Origin of the sequence: Cellulomonas aerilata, from assembly GCF_007991755.1 — a bacterium.
Taxonomy (GTDB): Bacteria; Actinomycetota; Actinomycetes; order Actinomycetales; family Cellulomonadaceae; genus Pengzhenrongella; species Pengzhenrongella aerilata.
This window is the reverse complement of the sequence record NZ_BJYY01000012.1, coordinates 242,018-259,034: the sequence shown is the minus strand read 5'-3', so window position 1 is coordinate 259,034 and position 17,017 is coordinate 242,018. Positions and strand designations below refer to the sequence as shown.

At 75.0% G+C, this 17,017-nt stretch carries 16 protein-coding genes; 11 read left to right on the top strand and 5 right to left on the bottom strand.

Features of this window, described 5'->3' with window-relative positions; all coding sequences use genetic code 11:
* Positions 1-48: 48 nt before the first annotated feature.
* On the top strand, positions 49-975 hold the full coding sequence (holA, locus tag CAE01nite_RS08180) for a DNA polymerase III subunit delta (protein ID WP_246131076.1): 927 nt from the start codon (positions 49-51) through the stop codon (positions 973-975).
* Positions 976-977: 2 nt separating this feature from the next.
* Here holA and CAE01nite_RS08175 read toward each other — a convergent pair whose 3' ends face one another.
* On the bottom strand, positions 978-1,697 hold the full coding sequence (locus tag CAE01nite_RS08175; RefSeq protein WP_146902574.1) for an EAL domain-containing protein: 720 nt from the start codon (positions 1,695-1,697) through the stop codon (positions 978-980).
* A 237-nt stretch (positions 1,698-1,934) separates the two neighbouring features.
* Here CAE01nite_RS08175 and CAE01nite_RS18090 point away from each other — a divergent pair, with 237 nt between their 5' ends.
* Together CAE01nite_RS18090 and CAE01nite_RS08170 are read left to right on the top strand one after the other, a co-directional pair.
* Positions 1,935-2,072: a hypothetical protein gene (locus tag CAE01nite_RS18090; RefSeq protein ID WP_186816469.1), complete on the top strand. Its 138-nt coding sequence runs from the start codon at positions 1,935-1,937 to the stop codon at positions 2,070-2,072.
* A 111-nt stretch (positions 2,073-2,183) separates the two neighbouring features.
* The gene (locus CAE01nite_RS08170; RefSeq protein WP_146902571.1) at positions 2,184-3,515 is read left to right on the top strand and encodes a helix-turn-helix domain-containing protein; all 1,332 of its coding nucleotides are present in this window, start codon (positions 2,184-2,186) and stop codon (positions 3,513-3,515) included.
* A gap of 266 nt (positions 3,516-3,781) precedes the next feature.
* Here the strand turns inward: CAE01nite_RS08170 and rpsT are convergent, their stop codons facing one another.
* Together rpsT and CAE01nite_RS08160 are read right to left on the bottom strand one after the other, a co-directional pair.
* Positions 3,782-4,042: a 30S ribosomal protein S20 gene (gene rpsT / locus CAE01nite_RS08165; RefSeq protein WP_146902568.1), complete on the bottom strand. Its 261-nt coding sequence runs from the start codon at positions 4,040-4,042 to the stop codon at positions 3,782-3,784.
* 189 nt (positions 4,043-4,231) lie between these two features.
* Positions 4,232-6,430: a putative bifunctional diguanylate cyclase/phosphodiesterase gene (locus tag CAE01nite_RS08160; RefSeq protein WP_186816468.1), complete on the bottom strand. Its 2,199-nt coding sequence runs from the start codon at positions 6,428-6,430 to the stop codon at positions 4,232-4,234.
* Positions 6,431-6,665: 235 nt separating this feature from the next.
* Between CAE01nite_RS08160 and lepA the strand changes: the two genes are divergently transcribed.
* Together lepA and hemW are read left to right on the top strand one after the other, a co-directional pair.
* On the top strand, positions 6,666-8,537 hold the full coding sequence (lepA, locus tag CAE01nite_RS08155) for a translation elongation factor 4 (protein ID WP_146902562.1): 1,872 nt from the start codon (positions 6,666-6,668) through the stop codon (positions 8,535-8,537).
* Between the two features lie 67 nt (positions 8,538-8,604).
* Positions 8,605-9,846 (top strand): radical SAM family heme chaperone HemW, encoded by a 1,242-nt coding sequence (gene hemW, locus CAE01nite_RS08150; RefSeq protein WP_146902559.1) that lies wholly within the window; start codon positions 8,605-8,607, stop codon positions 9,844-9,846.
* Positions 9,847-9,930: 84 nt separating this feature from the next.
* Here the strand turns inward: hemW and CAE01nite_RS08145 are convergent, their stop codons facing one another.
* Positions 9,931-10,560 carry a DUF4870 domain-containing protein gene (locus CAE01nite_RS08145; protein WP_246131075.1) on the bottom strand — a complete coding sequence of 210 codons (630 nt, stop codon included), beginning with the start codon at positions 10,558-10,560 and terminating at the stop codon, positions 9,931-9,933.
* A gap of 154 nt (positions 10,561-10,714) precedes the next feature.
* Complete coding sequence (locus CAE01nite_RS08140; RefSeq protein ID WP_146902556.1) at positions 10,715-11,578, bottom strand: DUF3097 domain-containing protein; 864 nt, start codon at positions 11,576-11,578, stop codon at positions 10,715-10,717.
* A 174-nt stretch (positions 11,579-11,752) separates the two neighbouring features.
* Here CAE01nite_RS08140 and CAE01nite_RS08135 point away from each other — a divergent pair, with 174 nt between their 5' ends.
* The 6 genes from CAE01nite_RS08135 to CAE01nite_RS08110 all read left to right on the top strand — a co-directional run bounded on the left by CAE01nite_RS08135 (position 11,753) and on the right by CAE01nite_RS08110 (position 16,926).
* A complete protein-coding gene (locus CAE01nite_RS08135; RefSeq protein ID WP_146902553.1) occupies positions 11,753-12,916 on the top strand; it encodes an EAL domain-containing protein in 1,164 nt (387 codons plus the stop codon).
* A gap of 135 nt (positions 12,917-13,051) precedes the next feature.
* Positions 13,052-13,225 carry a DUF1059 domain-containing protein gene (locus tag CAE01nite_RS08130; protein ID WP_146902551.1) on the top strand — a complete coding sequence of 58 codons (174 nt, stop codon included), beginning with the start codon at positions 13,052-13,054 and terminating at the stop codon, positions 13,223-13,225.
* Positions 13,226-13,465: 240 nt separating this feature from the next.
* A complete protein-coding gene (hrcA, locus tag CAE01nite_RS08125; RefSeq protein WP_146902548.1) occupies positions 13,466-14,485 on the top strand; it encodes a heat-inducible transcriptional repressor HrcA in 1,020 nt (339 codons plus the stop codon).
* Between the two features lie 97 nt (positions 14,486-14,582).
* A complete protein-coding gene (gene dnaJ, locus CAE01nite_RS08120) occupies positions 14,583-15,704 on the top strand; it encodes a molecular chaperone DnaJ (protein WP_146902545.1) in 1,122 nt (373 codons plus the stop codon).
* A gap of 37 nt (positions 15,705-15,741) precedes the next feature.
* Positions 15,742-16,509 (top strand): 16S rRNA (uracil(1498)-N(3))-methyltransferase, encoded by a 768-nt coding sequence (locus CAE01nite_RS08115; RefSeq protein WP_146902542.1) that lies wholly within the window; start codon positions 15,742-15,744, stop codon positions 16,507-16,509.
* Positions 16,510-16,584: 75 nt separating this feature from the next.
* A complete protein-coding gene (locus tag CAE01nite_RS08110) occupies positions 16,585-16,926 on the top strand; it encodes an HIT domain-containing protein (protein ID WP_146902539.1) in 342 nt (113 codons plus the stop codon).
* Positions 16,927-17,017 lie beyond the last annotated feature (91 nt).

Here is a 17,017-nt window from a genome sequence, read left to right as displayed (position 1 = left end):
CGACCTCCGCTGGCGTGGGACGAGGCCGAGCCGGCCCCGGTCGTCCTGGTGACCGGCTCGGAGGGCCTCCTGGCCGAGCGCGCCGTCGCGGCCGTGGTGGCCGGCGCCAAGGAGCGCGACCCGGACGTCGAGGTCACCCGGCTCGACGGCGCCGGCTACAGCGGCGGCAGCCTGGGGGTCGTCACCAGCCCGTCCCTGTTCGGCGAGGCGCGCGTCGTCGTCGTCGAGGGCGTCGAGCAGGGCACCGACGAGCTGATGACCGATGCGCTGACCTACCTGGGAGCGCCCGCGGACGACGTCGTCCTGGTGCTCCAGCACGGCGGCGGGCAGCGCGGGAAGAAGCTGCTGGACGCGGTGAAGGCGTCCGGTGCACCCGTGGTGCTGTGCGAGCCGATCAAGAAGGACGCGGACAAGGTGGCCTTCGCCACGGCCGAGCTGCGCAGGGCCGGCCGGCGTGCGGACGCCGCCGGCGTCCGCGCGCTGGTCGAGGCCGTCGGTGCGGACCTGCGGGAGCTGGCTGCGGCATGCGCCCAGCTCGTGGCGGACACGTCCGGCCTCATCGGTGCCGACGCGGTCTCCCGGTACTACGGCGGCCGGATCGAGGCGACAGGGTTCCGCGTCGCCGACGCCGCGATCGCGGGGCAGACGGGTCAGGCGGTCGCCCTGCTGCGCCACGCCCTGGCCACGGGGGCCGACCCGGTGCCGCTCGTCGCAGCGCTCGCCGCGAAGCTGCGCGTGCTCGCGAAGGTCGCCGCCAGCCGGGGACGGGGGTCGGGCCCCAGCCGGGACCTCGGCCTGGCTCCGTGGCAGCTCGACCGGGCGCGCAGGGACCTCGCCCACTGGACGCCCGAGGCGCTCGCGGCGGCCATCACCGCGGTCGCCCAGGCCGACGCGGAGGTCAAGGGCGCCGGTCGCGACCCGGTGTTCGCGATCGAACGGGCCGTGCTGCGGGTCGCGTCCGCTGCTGCGGGCTGAGGTCAGCGTCCCGCGCGGGAGGCCGCACGGGCACGGACGGCCGGCGGCGCGAGCCGCTCCAGCGCCCTGCCCTGCACGAGCTGCAGGCCGGCACCACGTGCCTCCGCGAGCGTGTCCTCGGTGTCCACGAACTCGGCCACCACCTGGGCGCCGCGGGACGCCGCGAGGTCGAGCAGCGGGCGGCCCTCCAGTGCGAGGTCGCGCGCGTCCACCTTGACGAAGTCGGCCAGCGGCAGCAACCGCCGCTGCTCGGCCGTGCCGGTGAAGCCCGCCAGCGCGACGCGGCAGCCCAGGGCCTTGACCCGCAGGAGCCCGTCACGGATGGTGCCGGCGCACCCGGCGTCGCCGTCCACCTCCACGACGAGCAGGTCGGGGTGGCGCGGGACCGGCAGGTCCCCGGCGAGGAACTCCACGCCGGCACGGACGAACAGCTGCGTCGGCTCGATGTCGCACACCAGGTCACGGAACGAGGACCGCAGGTCCGCCGCGACGGCGTGGGCGTCGACGTGGTTCTGCGCCGGCTCGCCCAGCCGGACCGGCTGGGTCGGCAGGGCCCACGCGCCGCCGACCACCTGCGCGAACGGCCGTCCGCACGACCAGAACACGCGGCCGCGGACCGTCTGAGCGGGTCGTCGGCGGACGGACCGCTCCCACGCGGCGCGGGTGCCCGTGGGGACGGCGGCGTCCACGGCGGCGGCGAGGGCCAGCAGGTCGGCAGTCATGATGGGAATGACGGTACATGACTACCTACGTGACTCGCAGCCGCTGGCGACACCCATTCTCGCCGACCCGTCACCCGGGTGGAGCAATGCGGCGGGTGAGCCTCACCGGGGAGGGTGATTCTTCGCCGATCCTGGCCCTGACCTGCGGTGACGCCTTGACATTCGGCGGTTCACCAGAGAGGTTAGCCGTCACGATCACTGTGACGTACAGTCATCAATTACTTACGGGAGACCTTCATGAAGCGCACTGCCAAGACCGCCGTCGCCCTGCTCCTGACGGCCGGCCTCGCTCTGAGCGGGACCGGGTTCGGGGGCACCGGCTCCGGAGCGACTGTCTTCGGTGGTGCGTCGGGCTGCTGCCGGGCGACGGCCTGACATCCGGCGCGGGTCGCGCGACAGGGGGCGCGTGACCCGCGCGGGTGACAGTGGGTGGTGGCAAGGTGGAAAAGCATACGAGGCGAGACCGTCACAGTTAAGGTGACCCACATGACCGAAGTCTCTGACCGCGTCCGCGAGCTGCGTCTCGCCGCCGGCCTGTCCCAGACGGCGCTCGCGGGAGACGCGTTCTCGCCGAGCTACATCTCGCTCATCGAGGCGGGGCGGCGCGTCCCCACGGACGCCGCCCTCGAGGTGCTCGCGACGCGGCTGGACACGACGGTGGACTACCTGCGCCACGGGGACACCGCCCCGAGCGAGGCCCGTGCGCGACTCGACGTCGACTACGCCAAGCTGGCCTTGCTGGACGGCGACGCCGTCCAGGCGCGGGACCGCCTGCAGGCGCTCGACCTCGACACGATCGCGCCGTCCCACCACACCGAGATCCTGCTGACGCTCGCCCGTGCGCACGAGGCGCTCGGCGAGCTCGAGGCCTCCGTGGCGGTGCTCGAGCCGCTGCTCGCGCGGCTGCGCCGGCGGGGCCAGCACCTCGAGGTGGCGGCGGTGGCCAACGAGCTGGTCGCCTCCTACCTCGAGGCCGGCGACCTGCACCGCAGCATCGACCTGGGCGAGCGGGTGGCCGAGGAGCTCGAGGCCGCGGGTCTGACCGGGACGGACGAGCACCTGCGTCTGTCGTCGACGGTCCTGTGGGCCTACGTGGAGCGTGGCGACATGCTCTACGCGACGCACCGTGTCGCGGAGCTCATCGCGCAGGCCGAGGCGCACGGCACCCCGCGTGGGCGCGGGTCGGTCTACTGGAACGCCGCGATCGTCGCCGAGGAGCGGCGGGACTTCGCGCTGGCGCACGCGTTCACGTCGCGGGCCCTGGCCCTGCTGGGCGAGACGTCCACCGGACGTGACATCCCGCGCCTGCGTCTCAACTACGCCTGGCTGCTGCTGCGCTCGGACCCGGCGGAGCCGGCTCTCGCACTCGAGCAGCTGGACATGGCCGCCGAGCGGCTGGCCGGCGTCGGCTTCGAGGTCGACATGGCCCGCATCGAGGTCGAGCGGTCCCGCGCGCACCTCATGCTCGGGGACGTCGCCGCCTCCCAGCACTGGGCAGGCGCCGCGCTCGAGCGCCTGGAGGGCACCACGCGCCTGGAGACGGCGGTCGCGCACCTGGCCATGGGCGACGCACTGCACGCGGCCGGCAAGGAGACCGAGGCCGCCGCCGCGTACGGCTGGGCGGCGGACATGCTGGGCATGATGTCCGCCAGCCGGCAGTCCGCAGCGGCGTGGCGCGAGCTCGGGGACCGGTTCCTGGGTCGCGGCGACACGGCGCGAGCCGCGGCTGCGTTCGACCGCGCGCTCAGCGAGGCCGGCTTCCGGCACGCGGTCCCGGCCGGCGTCCTGGCGATCCTCGGCGGGACCGGCGCGAGCTGACACCACCCGCTCACCACGCAGGGCCCCACCCGGACGGGTGGGGCCCTGCGTGCGTCCGGCCGCTTCGCGCGTCGGGGCGCTTCGTGCGACCGGCCGTCGAGACGGGGCCCGGTGCAGCCCACCTTCGGGCGGCGCGTCCCGTCGCAGCCACCGGCTCGACCCCACGGGTCCTGGCACGACGACGAGGGCCCACCCGATGCATCGGGTGGGCCCTCGTGGTCGTACAGTCCGGCGGCGGACCCGTACAGGTCACCGGCCGGTGGTGCTCAGAGCGCGTTGACCGACTTCGCCAGCGCCGACTTCTTGTTGGCGGCCTGGTTCTGGTGGATGACGCCCTTGGAGACGGCCTTGTCGAGCTTGCGGGACGCGGTGACGAGCGCGACGCCCGCGGCCTCCTTGTCGCCGCCGGCGACGGCCTCGCGGACCCGACGCACGTGCGTGCGGAGCTCGGACTTGACCGCCTTGTTGCGCAGGCGCGCCTTCTCGTTGGTGCCGATGCGCTTGAGCTGGGACTTGATGTTCGCCACGTGAGGACTCTCTTGTGTGTTCGCCGGAGCGATCTGACAGGTCGTAGAAGGCTTTCACCAGGTCCGGGACTGGGGCGTGGGGTACCCGCGGAGAGGATCTGGAAGGGTGCCGCCGACCGACCGGGGCAGGGCGGGCACGCGAAGAGCGATGCTACCAGCCGCGACGCCCGGCGATCCAGGTGGCGCTGCTCACGCGCCCGGCGCGCCGTCGGCGCCGACCGCACCGAGGAGCTGCTGCTCGGGTGCAGCCCGGCCGAGGGGCTGCTGCCCGCGTGGGGCCCGGCCGAGAGGCTGCTGCTCCGGTGCGGGCGTGCCGTAGATCTGCTGCTCGGGTGCGGGCCGGCCGAAGAGCCAGCCCTGCCCGTGCGTCCACCCGTGCGCGACGGCGTGCGTGCGCGCGGCCTCGGTCTCGATGCCCTCGACGACGCCGTAGCTGTCCAGGGAGTCCACCAGGGCCGCGATCGCGACGCTGATCCGGTCCCCGGCGCCGCCGTCGCCCAGCCGGGCGGTGAAGGACCGGTCCAGCTTCAGCCCGGTCACCGGCGCCGCCAGGACCGACGACAGCGCCGAGTAGCCCGTGCCGAAGTCGTCCAGGACCAGGGTCACCCCGAGGTCCGCGAGCCGCTCGAGGTCCGCACGCGCGGACCCGGCCGCCTGCAGCACCCCGGTCTCGGTGATCTCCAGGCCCAGGCGGTGCGCCCCGACGCCGGTCTGCTCCAGCACGTCGCCCACGACCCGGGACAGGTCTGCCGCCCCGATCTGCCGCGGGGAGACGTTGACGAACACCTGCCCGGTGAACTCGGGGTGGCGGGCGACGAACCCGCACGCCTCGCGCAGGACCCACCGGCCCAGGACGGGCAGCAGGTGGGACTCCTCGCAGATGTCGATGAACTCCGCGGGCAGCAGCAGACCGCGCTCGGGGTGCCGCCACCGCACCAGGGCCTCGTACGCGACCAGGGCGCCGCTGCGCAGGTCGACGATCGGCTGGTAGTGCAGCTCGAAGTCCTCGCGGGCGACCGCGACCCGCAGCTCGGACTCCACCGACAGGCGGTGCAGCGCCCGCTGGCGGTACGACTCGTCGTAGACCTCCCAGCGCGAGCGGCCGTGGTCCTTGGCCACGTAGAGCGCGGTGTCGGCGTCCCCCAGGACCTGCTCGGCCGTGCGGCTCCCGTCGCTGACGGTCAGGCCCGCGCTCACGCTCGGCACGACGTCGTGCTCGCCGACGACGACCGGCTGCTGAATCTCGTCGATGACCCGCTGCAGCACCTGTCCCGCCTCGGAGACCGAGGTGATCTGCTCCAGGACCAGGACGAACTCGTCCCCGCCGAGCCGGGCGACCGTGTCGCACGGCCGGACCGAGGTCGTCATGCGGGCGGCGACCTCCTGCAGGAGCCGGTCGCCGGCGTCGTGGCCGAGCGAGTCGTTGATCCGCTTGAAGTGGTCGAGGTCCATGTACACGACCGCGACCAGTCCTCGGTCGGTCGCAGGGTCCATCGCACGGTCGGCCAGGGCACGGGTCAGGCGGTCCAGCAGCAGGGACCGGTTGGCGAGCCCGGTCAGGTGGTCGTAGAGGGCCCGCTGCTCGAGCATCGCGTGCGCGCGCCGGACCTCCGAGACGTCCTCGACCTGCCCGACGTAGTGCAGCGGCTCGCCGTCGCGGGCGTGCACGAGGGACATCGTCAGCCGGGTCCACACCGGCTCGCCGCCGGCGGTGCGGAACCGCTGGTCGACCTGGACCGACGCCACCTCGCCGGCGCGCAGCGCGCGGCGGCTCTCGCGCGCGTCGTCCAGGTCGTCCGGGTGCGTCAGGGCGTCCGCCGTCGTCGCGACCAGCTCGTCGGAGGACCAGCCGACCATGGTGGTCAGGGCGCGGTTGACCTGCTGGAACCGTCCGTCCAGACCGAGGAGGCACATGCCGATGGGGGCGTCCTGGAAGGTGCGGCGGAACCGCTCCTCGCTGCTCTGCAGCGACTGGCGCTGCAGCATCTGCGCGGTGATGTCGACGAACGTCGTCATCACCGGGTGGCGCGACCCGCGGGGGAGCGGGATGCCGTCCACCCCGGGGAGCGGGGAGGAGCTCACGTGCAGCCAGATGCGCTTGTTGGTGCGGGCCACGCCGAGCACGGCCGCGGTCGTGCGCCCGGTGACGGACGCCCGGGCAGCCGGGTGCTCGCGCGCGGACACCGGCCTGCCGCTGACGTCGACCGGGGAGGCGGTGGCCTCGGTGACCGGCACGCCGAGCAGGTCCTCCCGGGTGCGGCGCAGGATCCGGCAGGCGGCCGCGTTGGCGTCGGCGACCAGCCCGGCGGCGTCGGACAGCACGACGCCCTCCTGCAGGGTGTCGAGCACCTGGTCGGTCAGGGCGGCCGTTCGCAGACCGAGCGGCATCGGCGGCGGCTCCTTCGGGGTGGGGCGGTGGCGTACGGCGACCCGGTCGGGCCTCGTCCGCACCATCGGCCGCGGGCCCCCGGTGTTGAGGGGCCGCCACCACGCCGACCCCCCGTCGAGCCGCCGTCGGGCGACGTGGGACCATGGACGCCGGGGCGACCCTGCCGCCCCGCACGAGCACGAGCACGACCCCGAGCACGACCCCCAGCCCGACCGACCTGGAGCCGACGCCAGCGTGTCACCGATCCCCAGCGCAGCGCTGAACCAGCGCATCCTGCCCGCGGCGACCCCGCCGGAGCTGCTGCGCAACTTCTGCATCATCGCGCACATCGACCACGGCAAGTCCACGCTCGCGGACCGCATGCTGCAGCTGACCGGCGTCGTCGACGCCCGGCAGATGCGCGCGCAGTACCTCGACCGGATGGACATCGAGCGCGAGCGCGGGATCACGATCAAGTCCCAGGCGGTGCGCATGCCGTGGGAGCTGGACGGCACGCCGTTCGCGCTGAACATGATCGACACGCCCGGGCACGTGGACTTCACCTACGAGGTGTCCCGGTCGCTGGCCGCTTGCGAGGGAGCCGTGCTGCTCGTCGACGCCGCCCAGGGCATCGAGGCGCAGACGCTGGCCAACCTGTACCTGGCGATGGAGAACGACCTCACGATCGTCCCGGTGCTCAACAAGATCGACCTGCCGGCCGCGCAGCCGGAGAAGTACGCCGAGGAGCTCGCCAAGCTGGTCGGGTGCGAGCCCGAGGAGGTCCTGCGGGTCTCCGGCAAGACCGGCGCCGGCGTCACCGAGCTGCTCGACCGGATCGTCGCGACCATCCCGGCGCCGGGCGGCGACCCGGGCGCGCCGGCCCGGGCGATGATCTTCGACTCGGTCTACGACACCTACCGCGGCGTGGTGACCTACGTCCGGGTCAAGGACGGCAGCCTCTCCCCGCGCGAGAAGATCGTCATGATGTCGACCCGCGCGACGCACGAGCTGCTCGAGATCGGCGTCATCTCCCCGGAGCCGGTCCCGACCCAGGGCCTGGGTGTCGGTGAGGTCGGCTACCTCATCACCGGCGTGAAGGACGTGCGCCAGTCCCGCGTCGGCGACACCGTCACGAACGCGGCGAAGCCGGCGAGCGAGTCGCTCGGCGCGTACCAGGACCCGCGCCCGATGGTGTTCTCCGGGCTGTACCCGATCGACGGCTCGGACTACCCGGTGCTGCGGGACGCCCTGGACCGGCTCAAGCTCAACGACGCCGCGCTCAACTACGAGCCGGAGACGTCGGTCGCCCTGGGCTTCGGCTTCCGCGTCGGCTTCCTCGGGCTGCTGCACCTGGAGATCGTGCGCGAGCGGCTCGAGCGCGAGTTCGACCTCGACCTGATCTCGACCGCCCCGAACGTCGTCTACGAGGTCACCCTCGAGGACCGGAGCGTCGTGACGGTCACCAACCCCAGCGAGTTCCCCGGCGGCAAGATCATGGAGGTCCGCGAGCCGGTCGTGCGGGCCACGATCCTGTGCCCGTCGGAGTTCATCGGCTCCGTCATGGAGCTGTGCCAGGCCCGTCGCGGCGACCTGCTGGGGATGGACTACCTGTCCGAGGACCGCGTGGAGATGCGCTACACGCTCCCGCTCGCCGAGATCGTGTTCGACTTCTTCGACCAGCTCAAGTCCAAGACCCGCGGGTACGCGTCCCTGGACTACGAGCCCGTCGGCGAGCAGGCGGCCGACCTGGTCAAGGTCGACATCCTGCTGCAGGGCGAGCAGGTCGACGCGTTCTCCTCGATCGTGCACAAGGAGAAGGCCTACGCCTACGGCGTGATGATGGCGGGCAAGCTGAAGGACCTCATCCCGCGCCAGCAGTTCGAGGTGCCGATCCAGGCCGCCGTCGGCGCCCGCGTCATCGCCCGCGAGACGATCCGCGCCATCCGCAAGGACGTGCTGGCCAAGTGCTACGGCGGTGACATCACCCGCAAGCGCAAGCTGCTGGAGAAGCAGAAGGAGGGCAAGAAGCGGATGAAGACCATCGGGCGGGTCGACGTCCCGCAGGAGGCCTTCATCGCCGCCCTCTCCTCCGACAGCGCCGCACCCAAGGACGCGAAGCGGAAGTAACCGGTCTCACGCCGGTGTGCCCGCGGGACGGTGTGGTGCGGCGCCGGGCGTGAGGGACCATGGAGACATGGCCCCTGCACTTCCCGACGGCGACGACGCGCCCGCCGACGGCGCCCTGCCGGCGTCGGTCGCGGACGGCGCCCCCGGCCGACGCTTCGGGGTCTACCTGCACGTGCCCTTCTGCACGGTGCGCTGCGGCTACTGCGACTTCAACACCTACACGGCGAGCGAGCTCGGCGGGGGCGCCAGCCAGGCGTCCTACGCCGACACCGCGCTGCGGGAGATCGCGCTCGGCGGCCGGGTCCTGGCCGACGCCGGGCTGCCGCCCCGGCCGGCGTCGACCGTCTTCGTCGGCGGCGGCACGCCGACGGTCCTGCCCGCCGACGACCTCGCACGCCTGCTGGACGGCGTCCGCGCCACGTGGGGCCTCGCCGCGGACGCCGAGGTCACCACGGAGGCGAACCCCGACTCGGTGAGCCCCGCGTCGCTGGCCCGCCTCGCCGACGCCGGGTTCACCCGGGTGTCGTTCGGGATGCAGTCCGCCGTCCCGCACGTCCTGGCCACCCTGGAGCGCACCCACGACCCCCGGCGGATCCCGGACGTCGTCCGGTGGGCCCGTGACGCCGGCCTGGACGTCTCGCTGGACCTGATCTACGGGACGCCGGGGGAGTCGCTGGACGACTGGCGCCTGAGCCTGGAGACCGCGCTGGCCACCGGCGTCGACCACGTCTCCGCGTACGCGCTCGTCGTGGAGGCCGGCACCAGGATGGCGGCCCAGGTGCGCCGCGGCCAGGTCGCCCTGCCCACGGAGGACGACCAGGCGCGCAAGTACGAGGTGGCCGACGCCATGCTCACCGCGGCGGGCCTGCACTGGTACGAGGTCAGCAACTGGGCCAGGTCACCCGGGCACGCGTGCCGCCACAACCTGGCCTACTGGCGCGGGGACGACTGGTGGGGCGTGGGCCCCGGCGCCCACTCGCACGTCGGCGGGGTGCGCTGGTGGAACGTCAAGCACCCGCGCGCCTACGCCGCCCGGCTCGAGGCGGGGCTGAGCCCGGCCGCCGGACGGGAGGTGCTCGAGCCCGGGTCCGCCCAGCTCGAGCGCGTCATGCTCGGCGTGCGCCTCGCCGAGGGGCTGCCGCTGGACACGCTGTCCACGCGGGCCCGTCGGGACGTCGCCGGGCTCGTCGCCGACGGGCTGGTGGACGGCCGCGCCGCCCTGGGCGCCGACCGGCAGGGACCCCGCGTGCTGCTCACGCGCCGCGGGCGGCTGCTCGCCGACGCGGTGGTGCGAACCCTCACCGACTGATCCCCGGGCGCACGGACGCCCCGCCGCCGGACCCGTGCGGGGCCGGTGACCGGGGCGTCGTGTCAGCTGACCGGGGGCGCGGGGTCAGCCGACCAGGCGCAGGGTCAGCGGGTACCGATACGGCTCGCCCTGGCTGGCCTTGACGGCCGCGACGATCATGACGACCAGCACGAGGACGCCGAACGGCAGGTAGAGCAGGGCCCCCAGGCCCAGGGTCACCACGGAGACGAAGCCGATGACCAGGGCGGCGATCGCCGCCGTGATCTGGAAGTTCAGCGACTCCTTGGCGTGGTCCTCGAGGAACGCGCCGCGCCCCCGGAACACGAGCCAGATCACCAGCGGCGCGAGGAACCACGCCACGAGCGGCCCGAGGTGCGACAGCACCGCCCACAGCCGCTGGTCCGACGGGGACAGCGGCGCGCCGGGGCCGTACGCCGGCGGGTGGCCACCCGGCGTCGGGCCGTGACCGTGGCCGGGCGGCGGGTACGCACCCGCACCGGGCGCCGGCGGGTAGGCGGCGCCGGGAGCGGGCGGCGGCGGGTAGGCGCTACCCGGAGCGGGCGGCGGCGGGTAGGTCCCCGACGGTGCCGGCGGCGGGAACGCGCCCGCCGGCACGGACGACGGGTGCCCGCCGGACCCGTCGTGCCCCGGCGCGGGAGGTGGGGGGAAGCCGCCCTGCCGTGGCTCCTGCGAGTGGTCCGGGGTCGTGCTCACGCCGATCAGCTCCAAGGTCGAGGGTCCGCTGGTCCGTCCCGTCGACCCTAGCGAGACAGGGTGCCCGCCCGGCAGGGGGCACGCCCCTGACCCGACCCTGACCTGCCCCTGAGCCGCCGGCGGCCCCGATCCCGGCCCGCCCGACGTCGCCGGATCAGGCGGTGACGAAGTCGATGAGCTCCTCGACCCGCCCCAGCAGGGACGGCTCCAGGTCGGCGTACGTGCGCACCGTCCCGAGGATGCGGGCCCAGGCCTGCGCGACGTCGGCCTGGTCGTCGGCGGGCCAGCCGAGCTCGCGCAGGATGCCGCGCTTCCACTCCGTCCCGCGCCCGATCGTGGGCCACGCGCTCAGTCCGAGGCGCTCGGGCCGCACGGCCTGCCACACGTCGACGTACGGGTGCCCGAGCACCTTGACGGTGCCCGCCGGTGCGGCGCGGACGGCCTCCGCCGCGATGCGGCTCTCCTTCGACCCGGCGACGAGGTGGTCGACGAGCACCCCCAGCCGCCGCCCGGGCTCCGGCCGGAAGTCGCGGATGGCCCCGGCGAGGTCGTCCACGCCGTGCAGGGGCTCCACGACGACGCCCTCCAGCCGCAGGTCGTCCCCCCACACCTTCTCGACGAGCTCGGCGTCGTGCTTGCCCTCCACCCAGATCCGGCTGCCGCGGGCCACCCGCGCCCGCGCCCCGTGCACCGCCACCGAGCCGGACGCCGTGCGGGCCGGCCGCGCGGGCGGCGTGGCGCGCGGGGCCGGCGGGGTCAGCTCCACCGGTGCGCCGTCGACCCAGAAGCCCGGGCCCAGCGGGAAGGTGCGGGTCGCCCCCCGACGGTCCTCGAGCACCACGACGTGCATGCCGCCGGTCTTCTCGACCCGGACGACGGCGCCGACCCAGCCCGACGTCACCTCCTCCACGACCAGACCCCGCTCGGCCGGGGTCGGGACGGAGGTACGGGCCCGGCGCGGACGGGCGGCGGGCGAGCCGGAGGCGAGGACGTCGGTCCCGTAGCGGTCGTGGGTCACCGGGCGAGCGTAGGGACGCGGTCCGCGTCGTCCGTGGTGGGACACGCGGGCACGGGCGACCGCACCACGCGCGTGCGAGCGGCCTGTCGCGATCCCCTCACGTCCGGGGCGCGGCGACCGATGGGGGCTCGCACACGCCCCCGGGCGGCCCGGCAAGCGAGTGAGCGAGCAGCGATGGAGCACGGCACGGCGCAGGGGACGACGGCGACCGCCCGCACGACGCCCACGGGCGGCGCCCTGCCGACGGCGCGCCTCTGGGAGACCGCGCTGGACGCCGTCCTGCGCGGGGACGGGCTGCGGCTGGTCGCCCAGCCCATCGTCGACATCGCCCACGCCCGCGTCGGCGGCTACGAGCTGCTCGCCCGCTTCGACGGGCCCCCGCACACCTCGCCGGACGTCTGGTTCACCGAGGCGCGCCTGCGCGACCTGGACGGACCGCTGACCGTCCGGGTCCTCGCCGAGCTGCACCAGCTGCGCACCGGGCTGCCGCCGGGCACGTTCTGCACCGTCAACGTCGAGCCGCACCTGCTCGCCCGTGCCGACGTGCGCGACGCCCTGCTGGGCAGTGGCCGGCTCGACGGCGTCGTCGTCGAGCTCACCGAGCACGTGGAGGCCGGCGACCACCTCGTCCTGGCGGACGCCCTGGACGCCGTCCGCGGGGCCGGGGGCCTGGTCGCCATGGACGACGCCGGTCAGGGCCACTCCGGGCTCGCCCGGATGATCGAGATCCGGCCCGACCTCATCAAGCTCGACCGGGCGCTGGTGGCCGGCATCGACCAGGACCCAGTGCAGAAGGCGGTCGTGGAGCTCGTCGGCGACCTCGCCGGACGGCTGGACGCCTGGGTCCTCGCCGAGGGCGTGGAGACCGACGGCGAGCTCGCCGCGCTCATCCGCATGGGAGTCCCGCTCGTCCAGGGCTGGGCCGTGGGACGGCCCGCGCCCGGCTGGCCCGACCTGGCCGACGGCCCGCGCGGCGTCATCCTGGAGGCCCACGCCCGCGTGCAGTTCGGGGACAACGTGCTGTCCCTCGCCCGCGCCGCGCAGGTGCACCCGTACGACGCTCCCGGCGGCCTGGCCGGCCTCGGCTCGGTCCGGCTGGACCGTCGCGGTCACGCGGCCGTCGTGGTCGTCACCGACCCCGCGGGACGCCTGCACGAGGTGCCTGCCATGACCGTGGCGCCGTCGTCGGCCCCCGCGGACGTGCTGCGGCGGGCGATGGCCCGCCCGTCCGCCTGGCGCCTCGCGCCGGTGGTCTGCACCGACGTGAACGGCGCGGTCGTGGGCCTGGTGGAGGTGCACGACCTCGTCGACCGCGTCCTGGCCGGCCCGCCGGGCTGACCGCTGCCGGCACCCGCCGACACCCCCGGACCTGTCGACGGCGCTGCCGACCCGTGCCGACACCGGCGGGCACCCGCCGGTGACCCCGACTCCCGCGCACGACCGTGCCGGGCGCCCCACCCGAGGAGGACCGACATGAAGAAGTTCCGCTGCGGCGACCTGATGCCTGGCTGCGCCGTGACGTTCACCGGGACCGAGGCGGAGGTCCTGGCCGCGGTCGGCGCCCACGCCCACCGGGACCACGGCATCGCCGACGTGACGCCCGAGCTCGTCGACGCCGTCCGCGGCGCGCTCGTCACCGTCGGCTGACGCGCGCGGCGGCCCGTCCGTCGCCGGACGGGCCGCCCGCACCGGCGCCAGGGGACCCGCCGGCCTGGGGCGCCCGTCCGGGCCCACGGCCGTGGGCGCCGGCCGGGCCGCGGGCCCCGGGCGCCTGCCGGGCCGAGGACCCCGCGCGCCCGCCCCGGCCCGGGCGACGTAGAATTGGCACTCACGAATGGCGAGTGCTACCTGCGCGGTGCGTGCGGGAGACGTCGGGCGGGAGGTGTGATGAGCGAGGACCGCAGGCTCGAGGTCCTGCGCGCGATCGTCGAGGACTACGTCCAGACGCGGGAGCCCGTCGGCTCCCGGATGCTCGTCGAGCGTCACGCGCTCGGGGTGTCCCCGGCGACGATCCGCAACGACATGGCGGCGCTGGAGGAGGGCGGCTTCATCGCCCAGCCCCACACGTCCGCCGGCCGCGTCCCCACCGACAAGGGCTACCGGCTGTTCGTCGACCGGCTCTCCACCGTCAAGCCGCTGTCGAGCCCGGAGAAGCGGGCCATCCAGGCCTTCCTCGACGAGGCCGTCGACCTCGACGACGTGGTCGACCGGTCCGTCCGGCTGCTGGCCCAGCTGACCCAGCAGGTCGCCGTCGTGCAGTACCCGTCGCTGCGTCGCTCGGCGATGCGCCACCTCGAGCTCGTCCAGGTGGGGGAGCGGCGCCTGCTCGTGGTGATCATCACCGACACCGGGCGCGTCGAGCAGCGCACCCTGGAGCTCGCCGGCGTCCCCACGGACGACGTCGTCGCCGAGCTCCGGGCCCGGCTCAACGCCCTGGCGGTCGGGCAGCGCCTGCCGCAGCTCGTCCCGCTGCTCGACACGCTCCCGCAGGCCTTCGCCCCCGACGCGCAGCCCCTCGTCCGGTCCGTGACGGAGATCGTCGAGGAGACGCTCGCGGAGGAGAGCGAGGAGCGGATCGTCCTCGCGGGCACCGCCAACCTCGCGCGCGGCAGCAGCGACTTCTCCCACAGCCTCGGGCCGGTCCTGGAGGCGCTGGAGGAGCAGGTCGTGCTGCTGCGGCTGCTCACCGAGATGGCCGAGGACGCCGCCAGCGTCGCGGTCCGGATCGGTCACGAGACGCAGCACGAGGGCCTCGCCGAGACGAGCTTCGTCACGACCGGCTACGGCGCCGAGGGCAACGCCCTGGCGCGCATCGGCTCCATCGGTCCGACCCGCATGGACTACCCCGCGACCATGGCGTCCGTCCGGGCCGTGGCACGCTACCTGTCCCGGGTGCTCGCGGGGTGAGGCCCGGCACCCGTGCCCGGCGTCCCGCCCGCCGGCGTCCCCCTCGGACCTCCACCCCCTCCCGCACCCGCGGGCTCCCCAGTGCAGAGAGCGACCAGTGAGCGACTACTACGAGATCCTCGGCGTGACCCGGGACGCGAGCCCCGAGCAGATCAAGAAGGCCTACCGCAAGCTCGCCCGCGAGCTGCACCCCGACGTCGCCACCGGTGACGGGTCCGAGGACCGCTTCAAGGACGTCTCGCGCGCCTACGAGGTGCTCTCCAACCCGGAGAAGCGCCAGGCCTACGACCGTGGGGGCGACCCGTCGGCGCCCGGCGGCGGGATGGGCGGAGGCTTCGGCTTCCAGGACATCTTCGAGACGTTCTTCGGCGCCGGGCAGGCCACCGGCCAGCGGGGCCCGGTCCCACGCGCGCGCCGCGGCCAGGACGCCCTGGTGCGCCTGGACCTCGAGCTCGCCGAGGCGGCCTTCGGCGCCCGGCGCGAGCTGCAGGTCGACACGGCCGTGGTCTGCGGGACCTGCTCGGGGTCCTGCTGCCGCCCCGGCACGTCGCCGCGCACCTGCGAGGTCTGCGGTGGCCGCGGGGTCGTCCAGCGCGTGGCCCGGTCCTTCCTCGGCCAGGTCATGACCTCCGCCCCGTGCGCGGCCTGCCACGGCTTCGGCACGGTCATCCCGGACCCCTGCCCCGAGTGCTCCGGCGAGGGCCGGGTCCGGTCGCGTCGCACCCTGACCATCGACGTCCCCGCCGGGGTGGACACCGGCACCCGGATCAAGATGACCGCCCAGGGCGAGGTCGGCCCGGCCGGTGGTCCCGCCGGTGACATCTACGTCGAGATCCGCGAGCGGGAGCACGAGCGGTTCGTCCGGCAGGGCGACGACCTGCACTGCACGGTCGAGGTCCCCATGACCGCCGCCGCGCTGGGCACGGTGCTGGACCTGGAGACCCTGGACGGCGTGCGCGAGCTGGACCTGCGTCCGGGCACCCAGCCGGCGCAGGTCATCACGCTGAAGAACCTCGGCGTGGGCCACCTGCACGCCGGCGGCCGCGGGGACCTGCACGTGCACGTCGACGTGCAAGTCCCCACCACGCTCGACGACGAGCAGGAGGAGCTGCTGCGTCGCTTCGCCGAGCTGCGCGGCGAGCAGCGTCCTGCGTCGTCCGTGTCGCCGACGCACCCGGGCGTGTTCTCCAAGCTCCGCGAGAAGCTCAGCGGCCGGTGACCGCCCTCCCCGGGCCCTCGGTCCACCCGGCCCGCCGGTGAGCGCGCCGGTGTTCCTCGTGGAGCCCGGCGCGCTCGCGGACGCCGCACCGGGGTCCACGGTCGTCCTGGACGGCGTCGAGGGTCGCCACGCCGGCGTGGTCCAGCGTCGCGGGCCCGGGGAGCGGGTCGACGTCGTCGACGGCGTGGGGGTGCGGGTCCGCGCGACGGTCGACGCCGTCGACGGCGACCGGGTGCGGCTCGGGGTCCTCGAGCGCGTGGACGAGCCGGCCGGCGACCCCGCGCTGGTGCTCGTGCAGGCGCTCGCGAAGGGCGACCGGGACGAGCTCGCGATCGAGGCCGCGACCGAGGTGGGCGCCGACGCCGTCGTGCCCTGGCAGGCGGAGCGATCCGTCGTCGTGTGGCGCGGCGACCGGGCAGCCAAGAGCCGCGCCCGGTGGGTCGCCACCGTGCGTGCGGCGACCAAGCAGGCGCGCCGGGCCCACCTGCCCGACGTCGCCGTGGCGGTGGACACCGCTGCCCTGGCCGCCCGCGTGCGCGGGTGCGTCGCCGCGGGCGGCTCGGCGCTCGTGCTGCACGAGGAGGCCGACGAGCCCCTCGCCGCCGTCCCCCTGCCGGACGCCGGCACCGGGGCGGAGGTGCTCGTCGTCGTCGGGCCCGAGGGTGGCATCGGCGACCGGGAGCTGGCCCTCCTGGTCGACGCGGGCGCCCGCGCGGTCCGGCTCGGGCCGCACGTGCTGCGGACCTCGACCGCGGGGCCCGTCGCGCTCGCCCTGCTCGCCCAGCGCCTGGGCCGCTGGGCCTGATCGGTCCGTCACCCGGTCCCGACCGGCGCGGGGACCGGCTCCCGGCCGGCGCGACCGCCCGGCTAGCCTGCAGCCATGACCAGCGACTGCCTGTTCTGCCGGATCGTGGCCGGCGAGGTCCCCGCCGACGTCGTCGCCTCCACCGACCGGGCCGTGGCCTTCCGGGACATCGACCCGCGGGCCCCGCTGCACGTGCTGGTGGTGCCGCGCGAGCACCACGCCGACGTGACCCGGCTCGCCGCCGCCGACCCCACGCTGCTCGCCGACCTCGTGGAGCTGGCCGACCGGGTCGCCGGCACGGAGTGCGACGGCCAGTTCCGGCTCGTGTTCAACACCGGACCGACCGCCGGGCAGTCCGTTCTCCACGTGCACGGGCACGTCCTCGGCGGCGCGCGGCTGGGCTGGTCGCCGGCCTGACCCTGCACGCGCCCCCCCGCGGCGCCGTCGGTACGATGGACGGATCGGCGCGGCACCCGCGCCCGGAGCACCCGAGGAGATCGCAGGCCGC

Excerpts from the sequence above, each read along its gene's own strand:
- CAE01nite_RS08160 (WP_186816468.1), bottom strand. The coding sequence starts at position 6,430 with ATGCCGCTCGGTCTGCGAACGGCCGCCCTGACCGACCAGGTGCTCGAC.
- hemW (WP_146902559.1), top strand. The coding sequence starts at position 8,605 with ATGGCCCCTGCACTTCCCGACGGCGACGACGCGCCCGCCGACGGCGCC.
- CAE01nite_RS18090 (WP_186816469.1), top strand. The coding sequence starts at position 1,935 with ATGAAGCGCACTGCCAAGACCGCCGTCGCCCTGCTCCTGACGGCCGGC.
- CAE01nite_RS08110 (WP_146902539.1), top strand. The coding sequence starts at position 16,585 with ATGACCAGCGACTGCCTGTTCTGCCGGATCGTGGCCGGCGAGGTCCCC.
- CAE01nite_RS08170 (WP_146902571.1), top strand. The coding sequence starts at position 2,184 with ATGACCGAAGTCTCTGACCGCGTCCGCGAGCTGCGTCTCGCCGCCGGC.
- hrcA (WP_146902548.1), top strand. The coding sequence starts at position 13,466 with ATGAGCGAGGACCGCAGGCTCGAGGTCCTGCGCGCGATCGTCGAGGAC.
- CAE01nite_RS08130 (WP_146902551.1), top strand. The coding sequence starts at position 13,052 with ATGAAGAAGTTCCGCTGCGGCGACCTGATGCCTGGCTGCGCCGTGACG.
- CAE01nite_RS08175 (WP_146902574.1), bottom strand. The coding sequence starts at position 1,697 with ATGACTGCCGACCTGCTGGCCCTCGCCGCCGCCGTGGACGCCGCCGTC.
- CAE01nite_RS08135 (WP_146902553.1), top strand. The coding sequence starts at position 11,753 with ATGGAGCACGGCACGGCGCAGGGGACGACGGCGACCGCCCGCACGACG.